The sequence below is a fragment of the Photobacterium minamisatsumaniensis genome (assembly GCF_050336695.1).
Lineage (GTDB): Bacteria > Pseudomonadota > Gammaproteobacteria > Enterobacterales > Vibrionaceae > Photobacterium > Photobacterium minamisatsumaniensis.
The window spans coordinates 17072-38109 of the sequence record NZ_JAKJSI010000032.1; the positions used below are offsets into that span (position 1 = coordinate 17072).

17 protein-coding genes are annotated in these 21038 nt (G+C 46.6%); 9 read left to right on the forward strand and 8 right to left on the reverse strand.

Annotated elements, in window-relative coordinates; all coding sequences use genetic code 11:
• The 3 genes from gspE to gspC are packed head-to-tail and all read right to left on the reverse strand — an operon-like array spanning position 1 to position 4453.
• Positions 1–1503 carry a type II secretion system ATPase GspE gene (gspE, locus tag L4D78_RS17425; RefSeq protein ID WP_428468121.1) on the reverse strand — a complete coding sequence of 501 codons (1503 nt, stop codon included), beginning with the start codon at positions 1501–1503 and terminating at the stop codon, positions 1–3.
• Complete coding sequence (gspD, locus tag L4D78_RS17430; RefSeq protein ID WP_428468122.1) at positions 1503–3521, reverse strand: type II secretion system secretin GspD; 2019 nt, start codon at positions 3519–3521, stop codon at positions 1503–1505. Before gspD ends, gspE begins: the two co-directional genes overlap by 1 nt.
• Positions 3522–3559: 38 nt before the next feature.
• Positions 3560–4453, reverse strand: a complete 894-nt coding sequence (gene gspC, locus L4D78_RS17435) for a type II secretion system protein GspC (RefSeq protein ID WP_428468123.1) — start codon at positions 4451–4453, stop codon at positions 3560–3562.
• 292 nt (positions 4454–4745) lie between these two features.
• Here gspC and hslR point away from each other — a divergent pair, with 292 nt between their 5' ends.
• From hslR to L4D78_RS17455, 4 genes are all read left to right on the forward strand, one after another.
• Positions 4746–5156, forward strand: a complete 411-nt coding sequence (gene hslR / locus L4D78_RS17440) for a ribosome-associated heat shock protein Hsp15 (protein WP_428457738.1) — start codon at positions 4746–4748, stop codon at positions 5154–5156.
• Positions 5157–5251: 95 nt separating this feature from the next.
• A complete protein-coding gene (gene hslO / locus L4D78_RS17445; protein ID WP_428468124.1) occupies positions 5252–6130 on the forward strand; it encodes an Hsp33 family molecular chaperone HslO in 879 nt (292 codons plus the stop codon).
• Positions 6131–6448: 318 nt separating this feature from the next.
• Positions 6449–8080 carry a phosphoenolpyruvate carboxykinase (ATP) gene (gene pckA, locus L4D78_RS17450; protein ID WP_428468125.1) on the forward strand — a complete coding sequence of 544 codons (1632 nt, stop codon included), beginning with the start codon at positions 6449–6451 and terminating at the stop codon, positions 8078–8080.
• 141 nt (positions 8081–8221) lie between these two features.
• Positions 8222–10216: an AsmA family protein gene (locus L4D78_RS17455; RefSeq protein WP_428468126.1), complete on the forward strand. Its 1995-nt coding sequence runs from the start codon at positions 8222–8224 to the stop codon at positions 10214–10216.
• Here L4D78_RS17455 and L4D78_RS17460 read toward each other — a convergent pair.
• The 3 genes from L4D78_RS17460 to L4D78_RS17470 are packed head-to-tail and all read right to left on the reverse strand — an operon-like array spanning position 10171 to position 12463.
• A complete protein-coding gene (locus L4D78_RS17460; RefSeq protein ID WP_428468127.1) occupies positions 10171–11091 on the reverse strand; it encodes a bifunctional GNAT family N-acetyltransferase/hotdog fold thioesterase in 921 nt (306 codons plus the stop codon). The two genes, L4D78_RS17455 and L4D78_RS17460, sit on opposite strands and share 46 nt — an antisense overlap.
• A gap of 47 nt (positions 11092–11138) precedes the next feature.
• On the reverse strand, positions 11139–11576 hold the full coding sequence (gene dtd / locus L4D78_RS17465) for a D-aminoacyl-tRNA deacylase (RefSeq protein ID WP_428468128.1): 438 nt from the start codon (positions 11574–11576) through the stop codon (positions 11139–11141).
• Positions 11573–12463, reverse strand: coding sequence for a virulence factor BrkB family protein (locus tag L4D78_RS17470; RefSeq protein WP_428468129.1), 891 nt, complete (start codon positions 12461–12463; stop codon positions 11573–11575). The genes dtd and L4D78_RS17470 overlap by 4 nt, the downstream gene beginning before the upstream one ends.
• A gap of 103 nt (positions 12464–12566) precedes the next feature.
• On the opposite strand from L4D78_RS17470, the gene L4D78_RS17475 reads away from it, so the two are divergent.
• On the forward strand, positions 12567–13208 hold the full coding sequence (locus L4D78_RS17475; RefSeq protein ID WP_428468130.1) for a DUF2959 domain-containing protein: 642 nt from the start codon (positions 12567–12569) through the stop codon (positions 13206–13208).
• Here L4D78_RS17475 and L4D78_RS17480 read toward each other — a convergent pair.
• Both L4D78_RS17480 and typA read right to left on the reverse strand, forming a co-directional pair.
• Positions 13205–13741 (reverse strand): AAA family ATPase, encoded by a 537-nt coding sequence (locus L4D78_RS17480; protein WP_428468131.1) that lies wholly within the window; start codon positions 13739–13741, stop codon positions 13205–13207. The genes L4D78_RS17475 and L4D78_RS17480 overlap by 4 nt on opposite strands.
• 98 nt (positions 13742–13839) lie before the next feature.
• Complete coding sequence (typA, locus tag L4D78_RS17485; protein ID WP_428468132.1) at positions 13840–15669, reverse strand: translational GTPase TypA; 1830 nt, start codon at positions 15667–15669, stop codon at positions 13840–13842.
• 538 nt (positions 15670–16207) lie between these two features.
• On the opposite strand from typA, the gene glnA reads away from it, so the two are divergent.
• From glnA to glnG, 4 genes are all read left to right on the forward strand, one after another.
• Positions 16208–17617 (forward strand): glutamate--ammonia ligase, encoded by a 1410-nt coding sequence (gene glnA / locus L4D78_RS17490; RefSeq protein ID WP_428468133.1) that lies wholly within the window; start codon positions 16208–16210, stop codon positions 17615–17617.
• Between the two features lie 126 nt (positions 17618–17743).
• Entirely contained in the window at positions 17744–18301 is a 558-nt protein-coding gene (locus L4D78_RS17495; RefSeq protein WP_428468134.1) for a DUF4124 domain-containing protein, read from the forward strand.
• Positions 18302–18422: 121 nt separating this feature from the next.
• Positions 18423–19472, forward strand: coding sequence for a nitrogen regulation protein NR(II) (glnL, locus tag L4D78_RS17500; protein WP_428468135.1), 1050 nt, complete (start codon positions 18423–18425; stop codon positions 19470–19472).
• Between the two features lie 49 nt (positions 19473–19521).
• On the forward strand, positions 19522–20931 hold the full coding sequence (gene glnG / locus L4D78_RS17505; RefSeq protein ID WP_428468136.1) for a nitrogen regulation protein NR(I): 1410 nt from the start codon (positions 19522–19524) through the stop codon (positions 20929–20931).
• The last annotated feature ends 107 nt before the right edge of the window (positions 20932–21038 follow it).

The following is a 21038-nucleotide window of genomic DNA, read 5'->3' on the forward strand; positions in this document are numbered from 1 at the left end:
TTATCCCTCTTTGGTCACTCGCATGACTTCCTCAAGGGTTGTGATCCCCGCTTTGACCTTGGCCAGACCATCATCTCGAATGCTTGGCGTATACGATCTAATGGCTTTTTCAATGGCCATTTCACCCGCCTCACCGTGGATCAGCTCTTGAACGTTCTCGTCCACCAGCAACAATTCATGAATACCAGTCCGCCCACGATAGCCTTTGTTATTACACTTTTCACAGCCATGAGCATGATAAAGTGTCAGTGAATCATCAGCGGTTAAATCAAATAGCTTTTTCTGTTCTGTATCAGCCTCATAAGGCTGACGACAACTTTTACAAAGCGTACGAACCAAGCGTTGGGCCAATACCCCCAGCAAAGAAGACGAAACCAAGAATGGTTCAATCCCCATATCACGCAATCGAGTGATCGCACCCACCGCCGTATTGGTGTGCAATGTCGACATCACCATGTGACCCGTCAATGATGCCTGAACGGCAATAGAGGCCGTTTCTAAATCACGGATCTCACCAACCATTACCACATCGGGATCCTGACGGAGGATGGCACGCAAGCCACGAGCAAACGTCATATCGACTTTACTGTTCACTTGTGTTTGGCCAATACCATCAATATCAAACTCAATAGGATCTTCAACGGTTAAGATGTTTCGTTCTTTACCATTAAGCTCTTGTAAGCCTGCATATAGGGTGGTTGACTTACCCGAACCGGTTGGCCCGGTAACAAGGATGATCCCATGAGGACGATCGATAATATGGCGGAAACTCTGGTGGTTCTCTGCCGTCATGCCAAGACTGTGCAGATCAAGCCGCGTTGCATTTTTATCTAGCAAACGCAGTACGACTCGCTCACCGTGTGATGATGGCATGGTTGATACCCGCACATCGACAGCACGACCACCAATCCGTAATGAAATACGACCATCTTGTGGTACGCGTTTTTCAGCAATATCAAGTCGCGCCATGACCTTAATACGCGAAACAAGCAACGGAGCAAGCTTACGGCTTGGTTGCAATACTTCACGGAGCACACCATCCACCCTAAAGCGGATTGACAGTACTTTCTCAAAGGTTTCGATATGGATATCTGATGCCGCTTCTTTGATCGCTTCTGCCAGCATGGCGTTGATCAATTTAATGATTGGCGCATCATCTTCAGATTCCAGCAAGTCTTCCGTTTCCGGTAGCTCTTCTGCTAATGAAAAGAAATCATCGCTATCAGAGCCTAAGTCTTCCATCAGCTGGCGAGCCTCAGATGAGTCTCGCTGATATGCTTCCGTCAACTTTAGCTCGAAGGCCTTTTCATCCAATTCGCACGGGGCAAAACCATGGCCAACAACCCGACGAATTTCAGCCAAAACCACTGCCGATAACGTGCCACTGTAAAACAGGGTGGTTTCCTGCTCTACCGCTTCCAATACCACACGGTGACGTTTAGCAAATGAAAATGGCAAGCGGTACAGCGGCTGCCATACCGTTTGCAGGTTACCGGCATCCATTACTGATTCTCCAACTGAGCAACAAAGGCACGTACTTCCGGTGGCAGTGAAATATCTTCACCAAATTTTGGTAGCACTGGCAACTCTGCATCAGGCATCAAACGAAGGCCTTGATCGGCTTTATAAAGCTGCTCGGCACGAATGTAATTATATTTACGTTGAGTAATACCATCAGCCGTCACACCATCGCGAATGATAGTCGGCTTAATGAATACCATTAGGTTGGTTTTCGCTGTCGTCGTATTGGTCGACTTAAACAAATGCCCCAACACCGGAATATCACCCAAAATTGGAATTTTCTGTTCGCTCTCGTTAGTTTGCTCTTGGATCAAGCCGCCCAACGCTAACATCTGGCCATCTTGTACCAATACCGATGTGGTTAGCTGACGTTTAGAGAAACGCACATCAACAGCACCATCGGCACCAAGAACGTTCGAGACTTCTTGTTCGATTTTCAGCTGAACAGAATCACCTTCGTTAATTTGCGGTGTCACGTTTAGCTTGATCCCCACTTCCTTACGTTCAACAGTCTGGAATGGATTATCGTTACTTGAGCTCGATGTCGAACCGGTGACTACTGGTACTTCTTCACCAACAATGAACGAGGCTTCGCCGTTATCCATGACAGTAATACTTGGTGATGACAGGATATTCGAGTTTCGGTCCGATGCCACGGCATTAACCAGCATTGTCCAGTCACCCATCACTATGCCTAACGCCGCACCGTTTACACCACCTAATACACTAGCAAGCGTACTAAAATCACCATCTTCGGTAATCGTTCTTACCTGATCTTGACCATTCGCATCAACGTAATTCTCTGTTCGTGTCGTTGACTGAGATTCTTCCAAACCAATCGCATATTGGGAAATAGGTACACCAGAGTTACCAAACTGGATCACCCCACCGTCAGTGGTTCCCCACTGGACACCGAAGTTCACCCCATCGCCTTCTGCTAACTCAACGATCATCGCTTCAATCAAGACCTGAGCACGACGGATATCAAGCTGAGCAATGATGTTTTCCAGTGCCCGCATGATATCTGGCGGCGCAGTCAGGATCAGTGAATTGGTATCGGTGTGAGCCGAAATCATCACTGTCGAATTACTGCTGCTGGCTGTTGCTTTTGCCCCACCCTGCTTTTCCGCTTGTAGATTGTCTGATACACCGGTTAGTACATCGACCATTTCTTCGGCGTTGGCATATTTTAGGTAAACCACTCGGTTATTACCTGATGACGCCATTTCCCTATCAAGCTGGCGGATCAAACGCTTCAAGCGATTACGCACCTGCGGATCACCCGAGAGTAATACAGCATTGGTACGATCATCAGCGACTAATTTAGGTTGCAGGAAACTTGGGGTTGATTTGGCATCAGCCGTTTTATTCAACGCATCAACAATACGTACCATTTCTGCGGCTGAGGCATTTTGCAATTCAACCACATCAATTTCTTTATCCCCGGCGCGGTCGACACGTTCAATGATTTCAGCGAGGCGATTTACGGTAGCGGCACGGCCTGTGATCATGATGATATTGGCAGGGTCGTAATGCACAACATTACCCGCTCCCGCATTATCATTTAATTGGCGTAGAAGTGGTGACAGTTCACGGACAGAAACGTTACGTACGGTAATAACACGGGTCACAACTTGGTCGCCCGTTACCCTTTCTTCATCGCCAACCACTGGGATGGCTGAAATTTTCGCATCTTTATCTCGAACAACTTTTAATACGCCGTTCTCCATTTCAACCACAGCGAAGCCATAAACTTCGAGTACATTGAGGAAGAACTGATAGTACTGCTCATCATTTAAAAGATCGTAACTGCGAACATTTACCTGTCCGCGTACCGCAGGGTCTACAATGATTGTTTTCTGTAAATTACGTCCAACAATATTGATAAACTCTTGAATATCGGTTCCTTTGAAACTGGCACTAAACTCGCTTGCAAATGCAGAACTGCACATCAAGCTGCCGAGTAACCAGAGGGCACTTTTACCCATCCACTTTTTCACAAAAAACTCCTGCGTTATCGCATGTTCACTTCAAACTACTATTGCAGCTCAATATAAATATCATGTAATTGATCGTCTCGCTCAACGGTCAATGTAAAATCGGTAGCCTGTGATAATTCTGTCCATAGTTTGGCCATGACGGTAGCGTCGGTAAGATCATTGCCATTTAAGCTCACTGCCAAATCATTCGCCTGTAAGCCTACCGCATCAAATAAAGCCCGTTCTTTGCCAGGGTTAACACGATAACCCACTAATTCACCGTCGCGTTTAACTTGTGACAAACGAATATAACTAAACAGGGTTTGGGGTTTGTCTAAGATCTCTTGCTTAATCCGGCCAAGTTCTGAGGACGGTTCAGCTGCTGGGGCTTGAGGGGCTGGCTGGCGAGCTGGCTGCGATGATGCCTTGTTGAAATCAAGACCATCAAGCATTAATGTCTCGTCACGGCCACTGTTACGAATAATCACTCGGTCAGGATATACCGCCTGAAGTGTTGCACGCGTACCATCAATCGCTTCATTTAAGCCATAGGTATTTTGCTTACCACGGTTAGTTATTACCGCTAACGCCGTCTCAGGGTTAGAACTGGCAACCACCCCGGCTAGGGTTAAGCTTAAGCGAGTTTGAGGCGCATCTTGCTGTACGGGTTGCTTAATTTCGACTTGTTTCGGCGCATTCGCTTGGTAGCGACCAAATAAATTCATTGCTAATACATCTGACACATCACTTTTTTGCGATGTTGTCGCCGAAACCGTGACGCCTGATGCTTGCCATTCTGCAGGGGCAACGACAGGCTGCATAACCCCCCAGATTAAGCGCCCAGCTATCCATGCCAGTAAGACAACCAGTAACCACGTCAGCGTACGGGTTAACGAAGCAACGGAAAGCCACTGTTTCGACTGTAATGTGCCTAACCAATTTGCTGCAACCATGAGAAATCCATTGTCTTAAAAAGTAAATACTAAAGCCATAATGGCAGATCGGTACAGGATACCGTTCAATTGTAGAATCATCACTGATAATCAAACAAATGATTACATAATGCCCAGATAGATCACGGAAATTTTTTTTCTACTATCAATAGACTAGACATTTTGTTCGAATTATTCCTGATTTGATGTTGAAATCTCGAGTCTATATCACCATTTATTACACTCAACCGCCTGCTGACGTGGTGTCAGCAATATGGTATTTTTAGCGCCCTTTTGGGGTAAGGAACCGATCGTGGGACAGAAAGCTTCAGATTCTGACACCCTTCAGGTCCGTCTCGATAAATGGTTATGGGCAGCACGCTTTTACAAAACTCGTTCAATTGCCCGCAACATGGTTGATGGGGGCAAAGTGCAATATAACGGCCAGCGCTCCAAACCAAGTAAATTAGTCGAACTCGGTGCCGAAATTCGACTTCGCCAAGGTAATGAAGAAAAAACCGTGGTGATCGAGCAACTGTCTGGTACTCGTCGCGGCGCACCAGAAGCGCAAACGCTTTATAGCGAAACCGCTGACAGTGTTAAACTACGAGAAGAGCATGCAAAACTGCGCAAGCTCCATGCTTTGGGCAACCCAAGTCCTGATAAGCGTCCTGATAAAAAACAACGACGCGATATAATTAAGTTTAAAAGCAATTCCAATTAACTGTATTAGTTCACGCTCATGCCATTAAGTTTCATCTGCATGGCGAACATTGACAGAAATTGGCAATTAAAATACCTGCTGGAGAATACAATCTAATGACAAAAGACAATTTATACCGCTATCTGTTCGACGGTGTATCAGTACGTGGTGAATTAGTTCAGTTGGGTGAAACCTACCAACAGATCATTTCCAGCAAAGAATACCCAGCACCAGTTCAAACTCTACTCGGTGAGCTACTGGTAGCCACTAGCCTGCTGACTGCCACATTGAAATTCGAAGGTTCGATCACGGTTCAGCTACAAGGTGATGGTCCAGTAAAGCTTGCAGTGATCAACGGTGACCACGATCAAAAACTTCGCGGCGTCGCACGCTGGGATGGTGACGTACCGACATCGGGTTCAATCCATGACCTTATGGGTAAAGGCCACATGGTTATCACCATCACACCAAATAAAGGTGAACGCTACCAAGGCGTTGTTGGCCTAGAAGGTGATAGCCTTGCAAGCTGCCTTGAGGGTTACTTCGAAAACTCCGAGCAGCTAAAAACCCGCATTTGGTTACGTACTGGCGAGTTCGATGGTAATGCCAAGGCTGCAGGTATGCTACTGCAGGTACTGCCTGACGGCAAAGGCTCAGCAGATGACTTCGCTCACCTTGAGCAACTGACTGAAACCGTAAAAGATGACGAGTTATTTAGCTTAGAAGCACAAGATGTGCTTTACCGCCTTTACCACCAAGAAACCGTGCAACTGTTTGACCCACAAGCAGTAGAGTTCCACTGTGGTTGTTCGCGTGAGCGCAGTGCTTCTGCCATTTGCTCAATCGAACGCAGTGAAGTCGAGCGTATTGTTGCAGAGGAAGGCAAAGTTTCTCTTCATTGTGACTACTGCGGCACAAACTATGACTTTGATAACGTTGATGTTGCTGCTCTGTTCGAAAATGCAGCGAACGACACGAGCAACCAAGTGCATTAATTATTGGCTATTATTAAGCCCGTAAGTTAGTTACAGAAGCCGGACATTGTCCGGCTTTTTTTGTCCTCAAGCACGGAAAAGCCCCTCCTTCTGTAAGCAAATAACATGCTAAGTATCGCTTTTTTCAGCAAAAATATTAATTTCGAGACCTAGCGCAAGTGGTTTACATCGCGATAAACTCATAACCCACAAACCATTTATAACTTTTACCAAACCTTAACGTTTAAGTGGTTAAATTATGATAAACCTCCCTGAATTACCCCTTTAGGGTTGCTAGCATGGTCAACAGTTAAACAACATCTTACCCAAGGAGCACCTATGACTGTCATGAACGTCGAGAAAAAGGTTGCAAAAGATTTAGATTTATCTCAATACGGTATCAACAATGTTACAGAGGTCGTTCGCAACCCTAGCTACGAAGTTCTGTTCGAAGAAGAGACCAAGCCAAGCCTAGAAGGATATGAGCGTGGTATCGTAACAGAGCTAGGTTCTGTTGCCGTTGATACTGGTATCTTTACGGGTCGATCGCCAAAAGATAAGTTCATCGTTAAAGATGACACCACCAAAGATACCCTATGGTGGGCAGACCAAGGCAAAAACGATAATAAGAGCATTGGTATTGAAGCGTGGAACGATCTGAAAGGACTTGTAACAAACCAGTTATCGGGCAAACGTCTGTTTGTGATTGATGGCTATTGTGGTGCCAACCCAGATACTCGACTCTGTATTCGTGTGATCACTGAGGTGGCATGGCAAGCACACTTTGTGAAAAACATGTTCATTCGCCCAACCGAAGACGAGCTAGAAACATTTGAAGCAGACTTCGTAGTGATGAATGGCGCTAAGTGCACCAACCAGAAATGGGAAGAGCACGACATGAACTCTGAGAACTTCACGGTATTCAACCTTACCGAGAAGATGCAACTCATTGGCGGTACGTGGTATGGCGGCGAGATGAAGAAAGGTATGTTCGCAATGATGAACTACTTCTTGCCTCTTAAAGACATAGCTTCAATGCACTGCTCTGCCAATATGGGTGAAGATGGTGATGTTGCTGTGTTCTTCGGCCTATCAGGCACAGGTAAAACAACCCTCTCGACGGATCCAAAACGCGCACTGATTGGTGATGATGAGCACGGTTGGGATGACAACGGTGTGTTCAACTTCGAAGGTGGTTGCTACGCAAAAACCATCAACCTTTCGAAAGAAGCTGAGCCAGATATCTATAACGCAATCCGCCGTGATGCGCTACTAGAAAACGTAACGGTTCGCTCGGATGGCGCAATTGATTTCGATGATAACTCGAAAACAGAAAACACCCGTGTTTCTTACCCGATTTACCATATCGAAAACATTGTTAAGCCAGTATCAAAAGGCGGTCACGCGAACAAGGTGATCTTCCTTTCTGCCGATGCTTTCGGCGTACTTCCTCCGGTTTCTAAGCTAACACCAGAGCAAACCAAATATCACTTCCTATCGGGTTTCACGGCGAAGCTAGCTGGCACTGAGCGTGGTATAACCGAACCAACACCAACATTCTCTGCATGTTTCGGTAATGCGTTCCTAACGCTACACCCAACTAAATATGCTGAAGTATTGGTTAAGCGTATGGAAGCTGCTGGTGCAGAAGCTTACTTGGTAAATACAGGTTGGAACGGTTCAGGTAAGCGTATCTCAATTCAAGATACCCGTGGCATTATCGATGCTATATTAGATGGTTCTATTGATAAGGCTGAAACCAAAGATATCCCAATCTTTAACCTTGAAGTACCAACGTCACTACCAGGTGTTGACCCAGAAATTCTTGACCCTCGTGATACGTATACTGATCCACTACAGTGGGAAAGCAAGGCAATAGATCTGGCAGAGCGCTTCATCAATAACTTCGACAAGTACACCGACACCACCGAAGGTGCTGGACTTGTTGCAGCAGGCCCACAGCTAGACTAATCAATTACCCACCGAGTACTTTTCAAGCCCCTCTTTGAGGGGCTTTTTCATTGTTGGCTTAAAAACCGACATCAGTGCTTGCAGCCAATGTTTTTTTCCGCCCTAATAGCAATCTAGCCATGGTCAATTCAGGGAGAATGTATGCGCCTACTCGGGAAAATGATCGCAACGCTGATGGTTTTGTTATTTCTAGGCGTGACAATTTTCGCCACACTCCTGCACACCCGCTATGCGACGACCGTGGGCCTAGCAGCGCTCAACCTCTTCTCGCAGAGCCAAGTGAGCGCCACCGCCATTGATTACCACCTATCTACCCCTTGGCAACTTCACCTGCAACAGCCGAGCCTGCAACGCAAAGGGCTGCCTCCTCTGCAAGCGAAACAGCTGTCTCTCTGGCTTAGCCCTGACTCATTACTCGGCAATGGCTGGGTTTTTGATTCACTACTTATAGAAAGTCCTGGCCCAATAAAACTCAACCAGCAACTAACCCGCTTACCAGCAATCAAAGTCCACCGACTCGCATTAACAGGAATAGACTTACAGCAGGATGAACTGCGCGTGACCGATGGTGAGCTACAAATCGATAACTGGCACTACGATCCCTTATCACACCAGCCCTTCTGGCAACAATTTAGCGGCGATTTTCAACTTTCAGCCAATACTGCACAATGGCGCTCTTTTAACGTCGACAATGTATTGCTAGATGGTCATCAACAAAATCAGCTATGGATGTTGAACGGCTTTTCGATGACATGGCAACAGGCCGATCTCAGCGGCCAACTGGAGTACCACACTGAAACACAACAACTGCTCCTTCAGCAATTAACCCTCTCCGATCTACAGTTGCAGAATTCAGCTATACCAGACTCACTTCAAGCTGCATTGGAGAGCCTGATACAATCCGGTATCCAGATCACTATCGCGAGACTTGATGTGCTCGATAGCAGTGTTGAGCTACCAGCATTCACACTCAACCATGCCAACCTATCGCTGCAAAACTGGCACTGGCCTCTAACATTCTGGCAACAACAAAAGGCGCATTTATCATTCAATGCCACAGACGGTAATTGGCATGAAACCGCCTTTATTGAACCTCTGGCGGAGTTGTACTTTGAACCACAGCAAATCACGGTACAGGGCGCATCGCTCGCGTTATTGGAAGGCTATCTGCGAACATCGGGTACTGTCACCCCAGAAGCAATCCTGTTAGATAGCCTCACCGCCAATGGCATCAAATGGCTATTGCCTGAAAATTGGCAACAATCACTTGCCGTTCTATTCAACCCCGTAAAAACACTCAGCCTCAGTAACCTTGATATCGGCTACCTCCAGCTCATAGCTGTCGACGATAACACGCCATGGCAAGTGTCAGGACTCAACCTCAAAGGCCATGATTTAATCCTAATGCGTGAGAGTCAGTGGGGGTTATGGCAAGGAGAGCTCACAACAAGTGCCAGCGTTGCCAGCCTCAATACCGTTAGTATGGTTGAACCCCTCGTTGAAATGAGTGCAGCTCAAGGGCAATGGCAAATGACTCGAGCCATAATTCCATTTCAAGACGGAATTATGGAAGCCTCTGGGCGCTGGGAAAGAAATACAGGTGGGCAGCCATGGTCTCTTGATATTGATGGCGATAGCCTACCCGCAGAGATTATTAGCCAATGGTTCGGTATCGCTTTTCCCCTCAAAGGAAAATTAGATATTACCGCAAATTTTAATGGGCTGGGTCAGTCTACGACAGCGCTTGCCTATAGCCTTGATGGTAGGCTCGACGGCAGCTTTAGGGATATTGAATTAACGACCCCAGCTTCAGCACTGTGGCAATTCTGGGTAGGAACTCACCAACCACTTCTCGACACCCTAGAAACCAACAGTACACAGGCCGCAAAAGACGCCCCACTGACTATCACACCGTTAGCCTTAAATATTGATCGCGGACGTATTCAGCTTTCTCCCACCAAAATGAAGGGAGCAGAAATCTCGGCACAATTGGACGGTAAATGGGATTTAGCTACCTCCGAAGATCAGCAGCTAAAATTAAAGGCTTGGCTAGGGTGCCAAGCGCTATCAAAAGTATGGCAGGGCAATAATCAACAAACCGTGTCACATTCATCTTGTGACGGAAACAGCATATAGGTTCCCGTAAAGCGGGAAGCGAGTTGCTCACCGCTATACACATTGACTTCAACTTCAACTCGCCCTTTTCGGCCACTGGCTAAACGAGCAATATCACCCCGAAGATTTTCGACCGTAACAACGGCACGTGGCCGCTCTTTCACTGGAGAAAGGTATCGGATATGGCTGTCGACGAGCATAATATCAGCTGGCAACTTACGCTCTTTTAGCAAAATCCAGACAAACCCCCACCCCGCCAGTGTTGCCATGGTAAAAATACTACCAGCAAACATGCTTTCATTCGGGTTAAGGTTGGCATTGATCAAGGCACTGACTTCAAAGCGATAACCCGTGTACTGGCTGATTTTAACGCCCATTTTGTCACTAATAGGGATTTGTGACTGCCATAAATCCTGTAGCTCCTGACACCAATCAGGATGGCGTACCACTTCATGGAGAGGATCTAAATGTTTGAGCATCTGCTGATGGCGAACTGGGCCTTTTTCTTCACTCAGCTCACCTTGGCTAGCAAAGCCGCTACGTAAATAAAAAGGAATGGCGTCTTCACGGGCATTACACACTAACCGCTTTGCACCATCTTGCCGTGCTAATGACTCCAGTGCCATTAACACTAACGCTCCCATACCTTGATGACGGTGATTCGGATGCACCGCCATATAGCGAATTTGCCCGTCATTATCGGGCGTCATATACAGCCGCCCAATGGCAATCGTCTCACCATTATCATTAATGATCATCCGGTGGCTACTCATATCATCATAAGCATCACGCTCAGAACCGGCAGGCATATGCCAAGGCTCACGTAGCATCCGCCAACGAAAATCATAATAACGGCCTAGCTCATCTTCCGTTTGCGGGGTGATCAGTCGAAACATGAAATCCTTCTCCAACTATCTTTGAGCTATTTGCCCGAAGAAATTAATTATACCTGCAACCAAAAAGTCACTGGGCCATCATTCAATAATGCGACTTTCATATCGGCGGCAAAAATACCGGTTTCGGTTTGAATGTCTTTCTCTTTGCAACAAGACACAAAATACTCATATAAGCGCTCTGCATCATCGGGAGTGGCTCCTGATGAAAAACCAGGCCGCATCCCCTTTTTAGTATCAGCCGCTAACGTGAACTGGGATACAACTAACACACTGCCACCAGCTTGCTGAACATTCAGGTTCATCTTACCGTCATTGTCTTCAAACACTCGATAGCCAAGCACCTTATCACGTAGACGTTGCGCTTTGGCTTCATCATCGCCTTTTTCGACACCAAGCAGTACCAATAAGCCTTTTCCTATCGTTCCCGTTACTTGGCCGTCAACCGTAACACTGGCTTCACTGACCCGTTGAATAAGCGCAATCATTCTTTCTTATTACCTTTAATTTGTTGTTCTTCAATTTCATTTTCTGTCAAAACATTCGCTTGATACGGCTTGCGATCAGGGTGCCAATGATCTCGTTCCCCCAGACTGGCGGTAATTTCAGCCCCGATCAATACAATACACCAGCATAGGTATACCCAAACAAAAATAATCGGGATCACAGCCAAAGCACCGTAAATGACTTGATAAGACGGAAAGTTTGTTATGTATAGCGCAAAGCCTTTTTTACTCAGCTCAAACAGTAGGCTGGCAACCAAAGCGCCAACCAGTGCGTGTTGAAAGCGCACTTTGGTATTCGGTACAAGTAAATACAGGCCTAAAAAAGCACAGCTCGACATAATCACGGGCAAACCACGTAGCATCTGCTGAAACACACCGTTAACCGCTTCGCTATTGAGCAAATTAAGTGATCCCAAATAGGAGCTAACAGCAATGCTCGAGCCAACCAAAATAGGGCCGAGTGTCAATACCATCCAGTAGATCGAAAAAGAAATAACGGGGCGGCGTTTTTCATGTACTCGCCAAATATAGTTCAATGATTTATCTATTGATGAAATCAGCATCATCGCGACAACAAACAACGCCCCAATGCCGACGGCGGTCATTTTACCAGCATTCGCTACAAACTCATTCAAGTACTGCTTAACAATTTCACCCGCGGCTGGCACAAAATTTTCAATCACAAAGTTTTGCAATAACTCGCCAAGCCCAGCAAAAACAGGAAAAGCTGACAGGGCTGATAGCACAACAGTGATCAACGGTACCAACGACAACAGCGTCACATAGGCCATCGACCCCGCAGTTACCGTCAAGCGATCATGATTCGCCCTCTGTTGGAGGTAACAGATATAGGCTATTACGGTTTTCATTCCCTGCCACCATTGAGGCTTGCCAGCTGTCTTTTTGTCATCCATAGTCATGTAATAATTTGCTTTTCTATATCATAATTTTAGGACAGATTTGGAGAATATTATGCCCTACTTGTTTGCCATTTTACTTAGCCTCACCACCCTTACAGGCTGTCAGAGCGCCTATTATTCAGCGATGGAGCAAGTAGGCGTGCATAAACGTGACATCATGGTCGATCGGGTTGAAGACGCTAACGAGGCACAACAAGATGCTCAGCAGCAATTCACCAGCGCACTGGATGCACTCAAGGCTCTGAATCAATTTGATGGTGGTGAACTTGAGACCGTTTACAACGACATCAATGACCAATATGAAGCCAGCAACGACGCTGCAGAAAAAGTCACCGAACGCATTGGTGCCATTGAAGATGTTGCCGACGCTTTATTCAAAGAGTGGCAAGATGAACTCTCACTGTACAGCAGCGCAACCCTGCGCCGCGATAGTGAAAAGAAACTCAAAAGCACTCAGGCTTCCTACCAGCGCATGCTTGATGCAATGCATCGCGCCGAGCAAAAGATGACACCCGTACTCGATACATTACGTGACAATACTTTATACCTAAAGCATAACCTTAATGCGGCGGCTATTGGCTCGTTACAAGGTGAATTTAACTCGCTGCAACAAGATATTCAGCGAGCGATTAACGATATGCAAGCAGCCATTACGGAATCTGAGCGTTTTATCGCACAGCTGAAAAAAGCTTAGACTGCCCCACCCTGTTTCAATCGGGTCAGCACCCAGCTGGCCCGTACATCTATCTCACCCCATGGCACTTCAACCACTTCGTACCCTAACTCAATATACGTGTGCTTTAACTGTTGATGGATAGCTTGTGCTTCTTTGAATGTATGTGGCCGTTCGTCATCTTGCACATAAATATCTTCATGCGGCTCACAGAAAAACACCAATGGGTAATAACCTTGAGCGGCCTCTACATACAGTGGATCTACGTCTTCACCACCCAGTGTCAGATAGGCACAAATATCACCAATGGCACGATCAACAAAAGCAGGCATCGTACCCCGTAAAGCTTGTTCACGTTGTTCAGCCATCATATCTAAACACATAGCCGCAAAGCGCGGTAAGTCTGTCCACGGTAATACGCCGTCAATTGCCGCTTGCTGGCGAATTAAGGTCCGTGACACTTCTGGGAACGCCATATACCCACGTTGGGTCAGCATATTCAGTAGCGAGGTTTTCCCCGCCCCCGGCCCACCCGTAATGATTATCGGTTGCATAATTTTATTTCTTATAATGTTTTTTGTAGGGTTCAGATACAACAATCCCCCCATGGTAGCACCGATGGGGGGATTGGTTAACGGCAATCAGCTAGCAATTATTTTGCTGTACGGCTTGCACGCTTACGGTCGTTTTCTGTAAGAAGTTTCTTACGGATACGAACACTTACTGGTGTAACTTCAACTAGCTCATCTTCATCGATGAATTCTAACGCTTGCTCAAGCGTGTGCTTGATTGGTGGCGAAAGAACTTGTGCTTCATCTGTACCAGAAGCACGAACGTTAGTTAGTTGCTTACCTTTCAGACAGTTTACAGTTAGATCGTTAGCACGGTTATGAATACCGATGATTTGGCCTTCATACACTTCATCCGCGTGCTCAGCGAATAGACGACCACGAGCTTGAAGGAAGAACAATGCGTAAGTCAGTGCTTTACCAGTCGCGTTCGAAATTAAAACACCATTGTTACGCTGACCAATTACACCGCCTTTGTGTGGGCCGTAGTGATCGTATGAGTGGTAAATAAGACCAGAACCAGACGTCATTGTAAGGAATTCAGTTTGGAAACCGATAAGACCACGAGAAGGCATAATAAAGTCCATGCGAACACGGCCTTTACCATCTGGTGCCATATCTTTCAGCTCACCTTTACGGATACCAATGTTTTCCATGATGCTACCTTGGTGCTCTTCAAGCACATCGATAGTTACCAATTCAAACGGTTCCATTAGCTGACCATCTTCTTCTCTGATGATAACTTCTGGACGTGATACTGCTAGCTCGAAACCTTCACGACGCATGTTTTCGATCAGGATAGATAGGTGAAGTTCACCACGACCAGAAACACGGAAACGATCTGGGCTTTCAGTTTCTTCAACACGTAATGCAACGTTATGAACTAACTCTTTTTGCAGACGCTCAAGGATATTACGTGAAGTAACGAACTTACCTTCTTTACCCGCGAACGGAGAAGTGTTTACTTGGAAAGTCATGGTTACTGTTGGTTCATCAACAGATAGAGCAGGAAGCGCCTCTACAGCGTTAACATCACAGATAGTATCAGAGATTTTTAGCTCACCAAGACCAGTGATAGCGATGATATCGCCCGCTTTCGCTTCTTCTACTTCGTGACGCTCAAGGCCAAGGTAACCTAGAACGGTACCTACTTTGCCATTACGCTTCTCACCTGCAGCATTAACGATAGTTACTTGCTGGTTAGGTTTAACGGTACCACGAGTGATACGAGCAACACCGATAACACCAACGTAAGAACTGTAGTCTAGCTGAGAAACTTGCATCTGCAGTGAACCATCAACGTCAACGTTTGGTGCGTCTACAGTGTCAACAACAGCTTGGAACAATGGTTCCATATCTTCGCCAACTGAGTCTTCTTCCATTGTTGCCCAGCCGTTAAGTGCTGAAGCATAAACAGTAGTGAAGTCTAGTTGTTCGTCAGTCGCGCCAAGGTTGTCAAATAGGTCGAATACTTGATCCATAACCCACTCAGGACGTGCACCTGGACGGTCGATTTTGTTGATTACTACGATTGGCTTAAGACCGTATGCGAATGCTTTCTGCGTTACGAAACGCGTTTGTGGCATAGGACCATCAACGGCATCAACGATAAGAAGAACAGAGTCAACCATTGACATGATACGCTCAACTTCACCACCGAAATCGGCGTGTCCTGGGGTATCTACGATGTTGATGCGGTAATCATTCCAGTTAATCGCTGTGTTCTTAGCAAGAATGGTAATGCCACGCTCTTTCTCGATATCGTTCGAGTCCATTACACGCTCTTCGCTTTCACCGCGAGATTCTAGCGTGCCAGACTGCTGAAGCAGTTTGTCAACCAGGGTAGTTTTACCGTGGTCAACGTGAGCAATAATTGCGATATTTCTTAATTTATCGATCTGTTGATTAGACATGGATTTCACATTCACTCAGAACATGCAGCGACCATCGGGTAGCTACTTGGTTAAAAAAACGGCTCATAATCTAACAGATTTTACTCTAAAACCCACGAAATATGTGATTTATATCACCAGCTTTTTTTATTAAGCCTGTAAAGCCCTATATAACTGGGTAAATTCACTCTTCGAGGGCCTGTTTTTATGCGCCTTGAGCCCTATTTTACACTACATTTAGCAAATTCAGTGAAAACAACTGATTTAATAGTAAATGAATAATCTCGACACCAGATTGACAATAAGACGACATCAGCTAATAGTAGGGCATGCACCACAAGGGTGAAAACACACCCACCGCACTAAAATAGTGCAAAGAGTCACCAAGATGGTGCAAAAAATGGAATTCACGGCGCTTAAATCGCTACCAATGCGCGATTTTGGGGCTTTAAAAAGTTGGCACGGTTTTAGCAAAGTAGTTTGTTATAGAGCATTACGCCTGCTCGCCAATCACTTTTTTGCGGCCAGTTGCCCAAAATAACACCGGAGGTTACTCAAGATGTCAGTAGATAACGTACTAGCGCTGATCCAGGAAAATGAAGTTAAGTTTGTTGACCTACGCTTTACCGACACAAAAGGTAAAGAGCAGCACATTTCTATCCCATCCCATCAAATCGATGCAGACTTCTTTGAAGAAGGCAAAATGTTCGATGGCTCTTCGGTTGCTGGCTGGAAAGGTATCAACGAATCTGACATGGTAATGATGCCTGATGCAGCAAGCGCGGTACTTGACCCGTTTACTGAAGATTCAACCTTAAACATTCGTTGTGACATTTTAGAGCCTGCAACTATGCAAGGCTACGATCGCGACCCTCGTTCAATTGCTAAGCGTGCTGAAGATTTCATGCGTGCAACAGGCCTTGCTGATTCAGTACTAGTCGGTCCTGAGCCAGAGTTCTTCCTGTTTGATGATGTAAAATTCAACACGGATATGTCAGGTTCTTTCTTCAAGATTGATGACGTAGAAGCGGCTTGGAACACTGGTTCTGATTTTGAAGGCGGTAACAAAGGTCACCGTCCTGGAGTGAAGGGTGGTTACTTCCCAGTCGCTCCTGTTGATTCATCACAAGACATCCGTTCTGCTATGTGTCTAATCATGGAAGAAATGGGCCTAGTGGTTGAAGCACACCACCACGAAGTTGCAACAGCTGGTCAGAATGAAATCGCGACCCGCTTCAACACGCTAACCACCAAAGCAGATGAAATCCAAATCTATAAGTACGTTGTTCACAACGTTGCGCATGCATTTGGTAAAACAGCAACCTTTATGCCTAAACCGCTTGTCGGTGACAATGGCTCAGGTATGCACGTTCACATGTCTCTAGCAAAAGACGGTCAAAACCTCTTTGCAGGCGACAAGTACGGCGGCCTATCTGAAATGGCGCTTTACTACATCGGCGGTATCATCAAGCACGCACGTGCAATCAACGCCTTTGCTAACCCAGCGACAAACTCTTACAAGCGTCTAGTCCCTGGTTTCGAAGCACCAGTAATGCTGGCTTACTCTGCACGTAACCGTTCAGCGTCTATCCGTATTCCTGTAGTACCAAGCCCGAAAGCACGTCGTATCGAAGTACGCTTCGGTGATCCAGCGGCTAACCCATACCTAGCATTCGCAGCAATGCTAATGGCTGGCCTTGACGGTATCCAGAACAAGATTCACCCAGGTGAAGCAATGGATAAAGACTTGTACGACCTTCCAGCGGAAGAGGCGGCAGAAATCCCAACTGTTGCTGAATCACTACAGGGCGCACTACAGTCTCTTGACGAAGATCGTGAGTTCCTAACATCTGGCGGTGTATTCTCTGATGACTTCATCGATTCTTATATCGACCTGAAATCTCAGGATGTTGCGAAAGTAAACATGACGACGCACCCACTAGAGTTCGAACTGTACTACTCAGTTTAAGTAACTGATAAGTAATCGACATTACATACTTAGGCCAGCTTCACAAGCTGGCCTTTTTCATATTGCGGCTTATTTACAGGCAGCAAACAATGGTGTTCTGTCTTCCCCTCATTCAGAACCGAACTTATGAAATGCCTTTATTTACTCTCTCTCGTCACTGTTTGGACAGCCTCTTTCACCGTCCAGGCTGAACCGATTTACACATGGGAAGATGAAGACGGTAAAATCCATTTCAGCGACCAACCCCAAACGGGTGCAACAGAGCTCATCCTGAAAGTCCCCAAAGTCCAAACACCGCCCCCCCAAATGCCCCTGCCCACACTCGATCAAGAAACCACAACGGATAGCCCCGAACCCGCGTTACCTGCAGCCACCATAAAACTGCTCACCCCAACCCACCAGCAAACCCTGCGAAACAATGAAGGAAAGATCAGTGTTCGTGCCCATGCCAGCCGTAAATTAAATCAAGGCCATACCATACAACTTCTGCTCGACGGCAAACCCTATGGCAAACCTCAAACTCAACAGCAGTGGCAACTCTCTAATCTCGATAGGGGCAGTCACACCCTACAAAGCCAATTGCTAAAATACGGCAAGGTTATTGCATCATCAGAAACAGTAACTGTCTTCCTACACCGTGCAACGGTTAAGCATCAGAAAGCACCTGCGCCAATGCCCAAATAACTGGCATAGCAAAAGATTTCCTTTCACGGCACACAGTAGACAGGCTACACTTGATTGCACCAATATGGTGCACACCCTGTTCAATGCACCAAAATGAATTGAACTGACAAGGATAGTTATTGTGACGGCTGAATTTTCTCCACTTATTTTGGATAACCTAGTAACCGCGATTGTGCTGCTCGATGAAGAGCTGTCGATCCGTTACGTCAATCCTGCGGCTGAGCAGTTACTGTCTTTTAGTAAGCGGCGGCTCAACAACACCCACTTTCCTGAACTTCTTCAGCACTCGTCACTCGATTTAGGCTTGGTTCAAGCAACCTTACACAGTGGTCAGGGCCTAGCTGATAGTGATGTTACCTTTGTTATTGATGGCCGCCACCATACGCTGGAGCTCAACGCTAGCCCAGTATCATGGCAGAAAGAATTATTGATTTTACTTGAGCTCAAACCTATCGACCAACAACGGCGGATCAGCCAAGAGCTTAGCCAGCACGCCCAACAGCAAGCCGCTAAAGAACTCGTTCGAGGCTTAGCCCATGAGATTAAAAACCCCTTGGGAGGCTTAAGAGGTGCGGCGCAACTGCTGGAAAAAACACTGCCCGACCCAAGCTATACCGAATACACTCAAATGATCATCGAGCAAGCCGATCGTTTACGTAACTTAGTCGATCGCTTACTCGGCCCACAACGCCCAGGTGCTCGCCAAGAAGATAATATTCACATCGTATTAGAAAAGGTGCGCCAACTGGTTAGCATTGATTGTGGCGACAACATTACGCTACATCGCGATTATGACCCTAGCCTACCTGATTTCTTGATGGACCCAGACCAACTTGAGCAAGCCATTCTGAATATTGTGAGTAATGCTTCGTTGGCACTTCAACAGCACCAGGGCGGTAACATCACATTGCGTACCCGTACCGCGCATCAAACACTGATCCATGGTAAGCGTTATCGGGTTATCGCAAAAATCGACATCATTGACGATGGCCCAGGGATCCCCCGTGATATTCAAGACACCTTGTTTTACCCCATGGTTACCGGACGAGAGGGCGGCACGGGGCTAGGGTTATCCATCGCCCAAAACCTTGTAGACCAACATCGCGGAAAAATAGAAGTCGTCAGTTGGCCTGGACATACCAAGTTCAGCTTATATCTACCAATAAAATAACGAAAAATATCCATTGCTATAGGCACTGGCTAAATAAAGAGGAATCACTATGAGCAAAGGACTAATCTGGGTCGTCGATGACGACAGCTCAATTCGCTGGGTACTGGAGCGTACCCTTAATGCCGCCGGACTAAAATGTGAAACCTTTGCCAATGCTGATAGTGTTATCGAGGCATTAGAACGCAGCGTACCTGATGTACTGGTTTCAGACATTCGTATGCCAGGCATGGATGGCCTGACACTGCTCAAAACACTACAAAGTGATTATCCGACCCTCCCAGTGATCATCATGACGGCCCATTCTGATCTCGATGCGGCAGTCAATGCCTATCAAGAAGGTGCCTTTGAGTACCTGCCTAAACCGTTCGATATTGACGAAGCAGTCAATCTTGTCGAACGTGCAGTTACCCATAGCCAAGAACAAAAGCGTCAGCAACAGCCCGAGATAACCGAAACCAATGCGCCCGAAATCATTGGTGAGGCGCCAGCAATGCAGGAAGTATTCCGCGCAATTGGCCGTCTGTCACGCTCATCTATCTCTGTGCTCATCAATGGTGAATCAGGCACAGGTAAAGAATTGGTTGCCCATGCGCTTCACCGCCACAGCCCACGCAGCAGCAAAGAGTTTATCGCCCTGAATATGGCTGCGATCCCCAAAGACTTGATTGAATCCGAACTTTTTGGCCATGAGAAAGGGGCATTCACTGGTGCCAATAATGTGCGTCAAGGCCGCTTCGAACAAGCAAACGGTGGCACACTGTTTCTTGATGAAATCGGTGATATGCCATTAGATATCCAGACTCGGCTATTAAGGGTACTTGCGGATGGCCAATTCTACCGAGTAGGTGGGCATTCCCCCGTGAATGTCGATGTCCGTATCATCGCAGCGACCCACCAAGATCTTGAACGCTTGGTCAGTAAAGGGGATTTCAGGGAGGACTTGTTTCATCGCCTCAATGTCATTCGCGTGCATTTACCCGCACTCAAAGATCGTCGCCAAGACATCCCACAACTAACTCGCCACTTTTTACAGTGCGCTTCAGACGAACTGGCAGTAGAAGTAAAAACGCTTCACCCAGAGACGGAAGCGGTGCTCAGTACATTGGACTGGCCGGGGAATGTTCGCCAACTTGAAAATACTTGCCGCTGGCTAACCGTAATGGCGAGTGGTAATGAAGTACTCCCCGCCGATCTCCCTCCGGAGCTGATGGCTCCCCCATCGCCGCAGGGCGAGAGCGATGATGCTCAACATTGGCATCACACGTTATCGCGTTGGGCGAAAGAAAACTTGCAACAAGGCCATCAAAATTTATTAGGTGAAGCGTTACCGGAATTTGAAAAAATCTTGCTGGAAGCCGCGCTTGAGCATACCCATGGCCATAAGCAAGAAGCCGCGAGGCTATTAGGCTGGGGACGAAATACCCTCACCCGTAAGCTCAAAGAACTGAATATCGCGTAATTCCCAGTAGGAGGAAGAACTCAACAGGATCCGTTAGCATAAACAGAGTTTCTTCCTCCATCGACAATATCGCAAACTATCTATAATGATTGTAAATCTTTACTTGC

Excerpts from the sequence above, each read along its gene's own strand:
- gspE (WP_428468121.1), bottom strand. The coding sequence starts at position 1,503 with ATGGATGCCGGTAACCTGCAAACGGTATGGCAGCCGCTGTACCGCTTG.
- gspC (WP_428468123.1), bottom strand. The coding sequence starts at position 4,453 with ATGGTTGCAGCAAATTGGTTAGGCACATTACAGTCGAAACAGTGGCTT.
- hslO (WP_428468124.1), top strand. The coding sequence starts at position 5,252 with ATGACAAAAGACAATTTATACCGCTATCTGTTCGACGGTGTATCAGTA.
- pckA (WP_428468125.1), top strand. The coding sequence starts at position 6,449 with ATGACTGTCATGAACGTCGAGAAAAAGGTTGCAAAAGATTTAGATTTA.
- L4D78_RS17455 (WP_428468126.1), top strand. The coding sequence starts at position 8,222 with ATGCGCCTACTCGGGAAAATGATCGCAACGCTGATGGTTTTGTTATTT.
- L4D78_RS17460 (WP_428468127.1), bottom strand. The coding sequence starts at position 11,091 with ATGTTTCGACTGATCACCCCGCAAACGGAAGATGAGCTAGGCCGTTAT.
- dtd (WP_428468128.1), bottom strand. The coding sequence starts at position 11,576 with ATGATTGCGCTTATTCAACGGGTCAGTGAAGCCAGTGTTACGGTTGAC.
- L4D78_RS17470 (WP_428468129.1), bottom strand. The coding sequence starts at position 12,463 with ATGAAAACCGTAATAGCCTATATCTGTTACCTCCAACAGAGGGCGAAT.
- L4D78_RS17475 (WP_428468130.1), top strand. The coding sequence starts at position 12,567 with ATGCCCTACTTGTTTGCCATTTTACTTAGCCTCACCACCCTTACAGGC.
- L4D78_RS17480 (WP_428468131.1), bottom strand. The coding sequence starts at position 13,741 with ATGCAACCGATAATCATTACGGGTGGGCCGGGGGCGGGGAAAACCTCG.
- typA (WP_428468132.1), bottom strand. The coding sequence starts at position 15,669 with ATGTCTAATCAACAGATCGATAAATTAAGAAATATCGCAATTATTGCT.
- glnA (WP_428468133.1), top strand. The coding sequence starts at position 16,208 with ATGTCAGTAGATAACGTACTAGCGCTGATCCAGGAAAATGAAGTTAAG.
- L4D78_RS17495 (WP_428468134.1), top strand. The coding sequence starts at position 17,744 with ATGAAATGCCTTTATTTACTCTCTCTCGTCACTGTTTGGACAGCCTCT.
- glnG (WP_428468136.1), top strand. The coding sequence starts at position 19,522 with ATGAGCAAAGGACTAATCTGGGTCGTCGATGACGACAGCTCAATTCGC.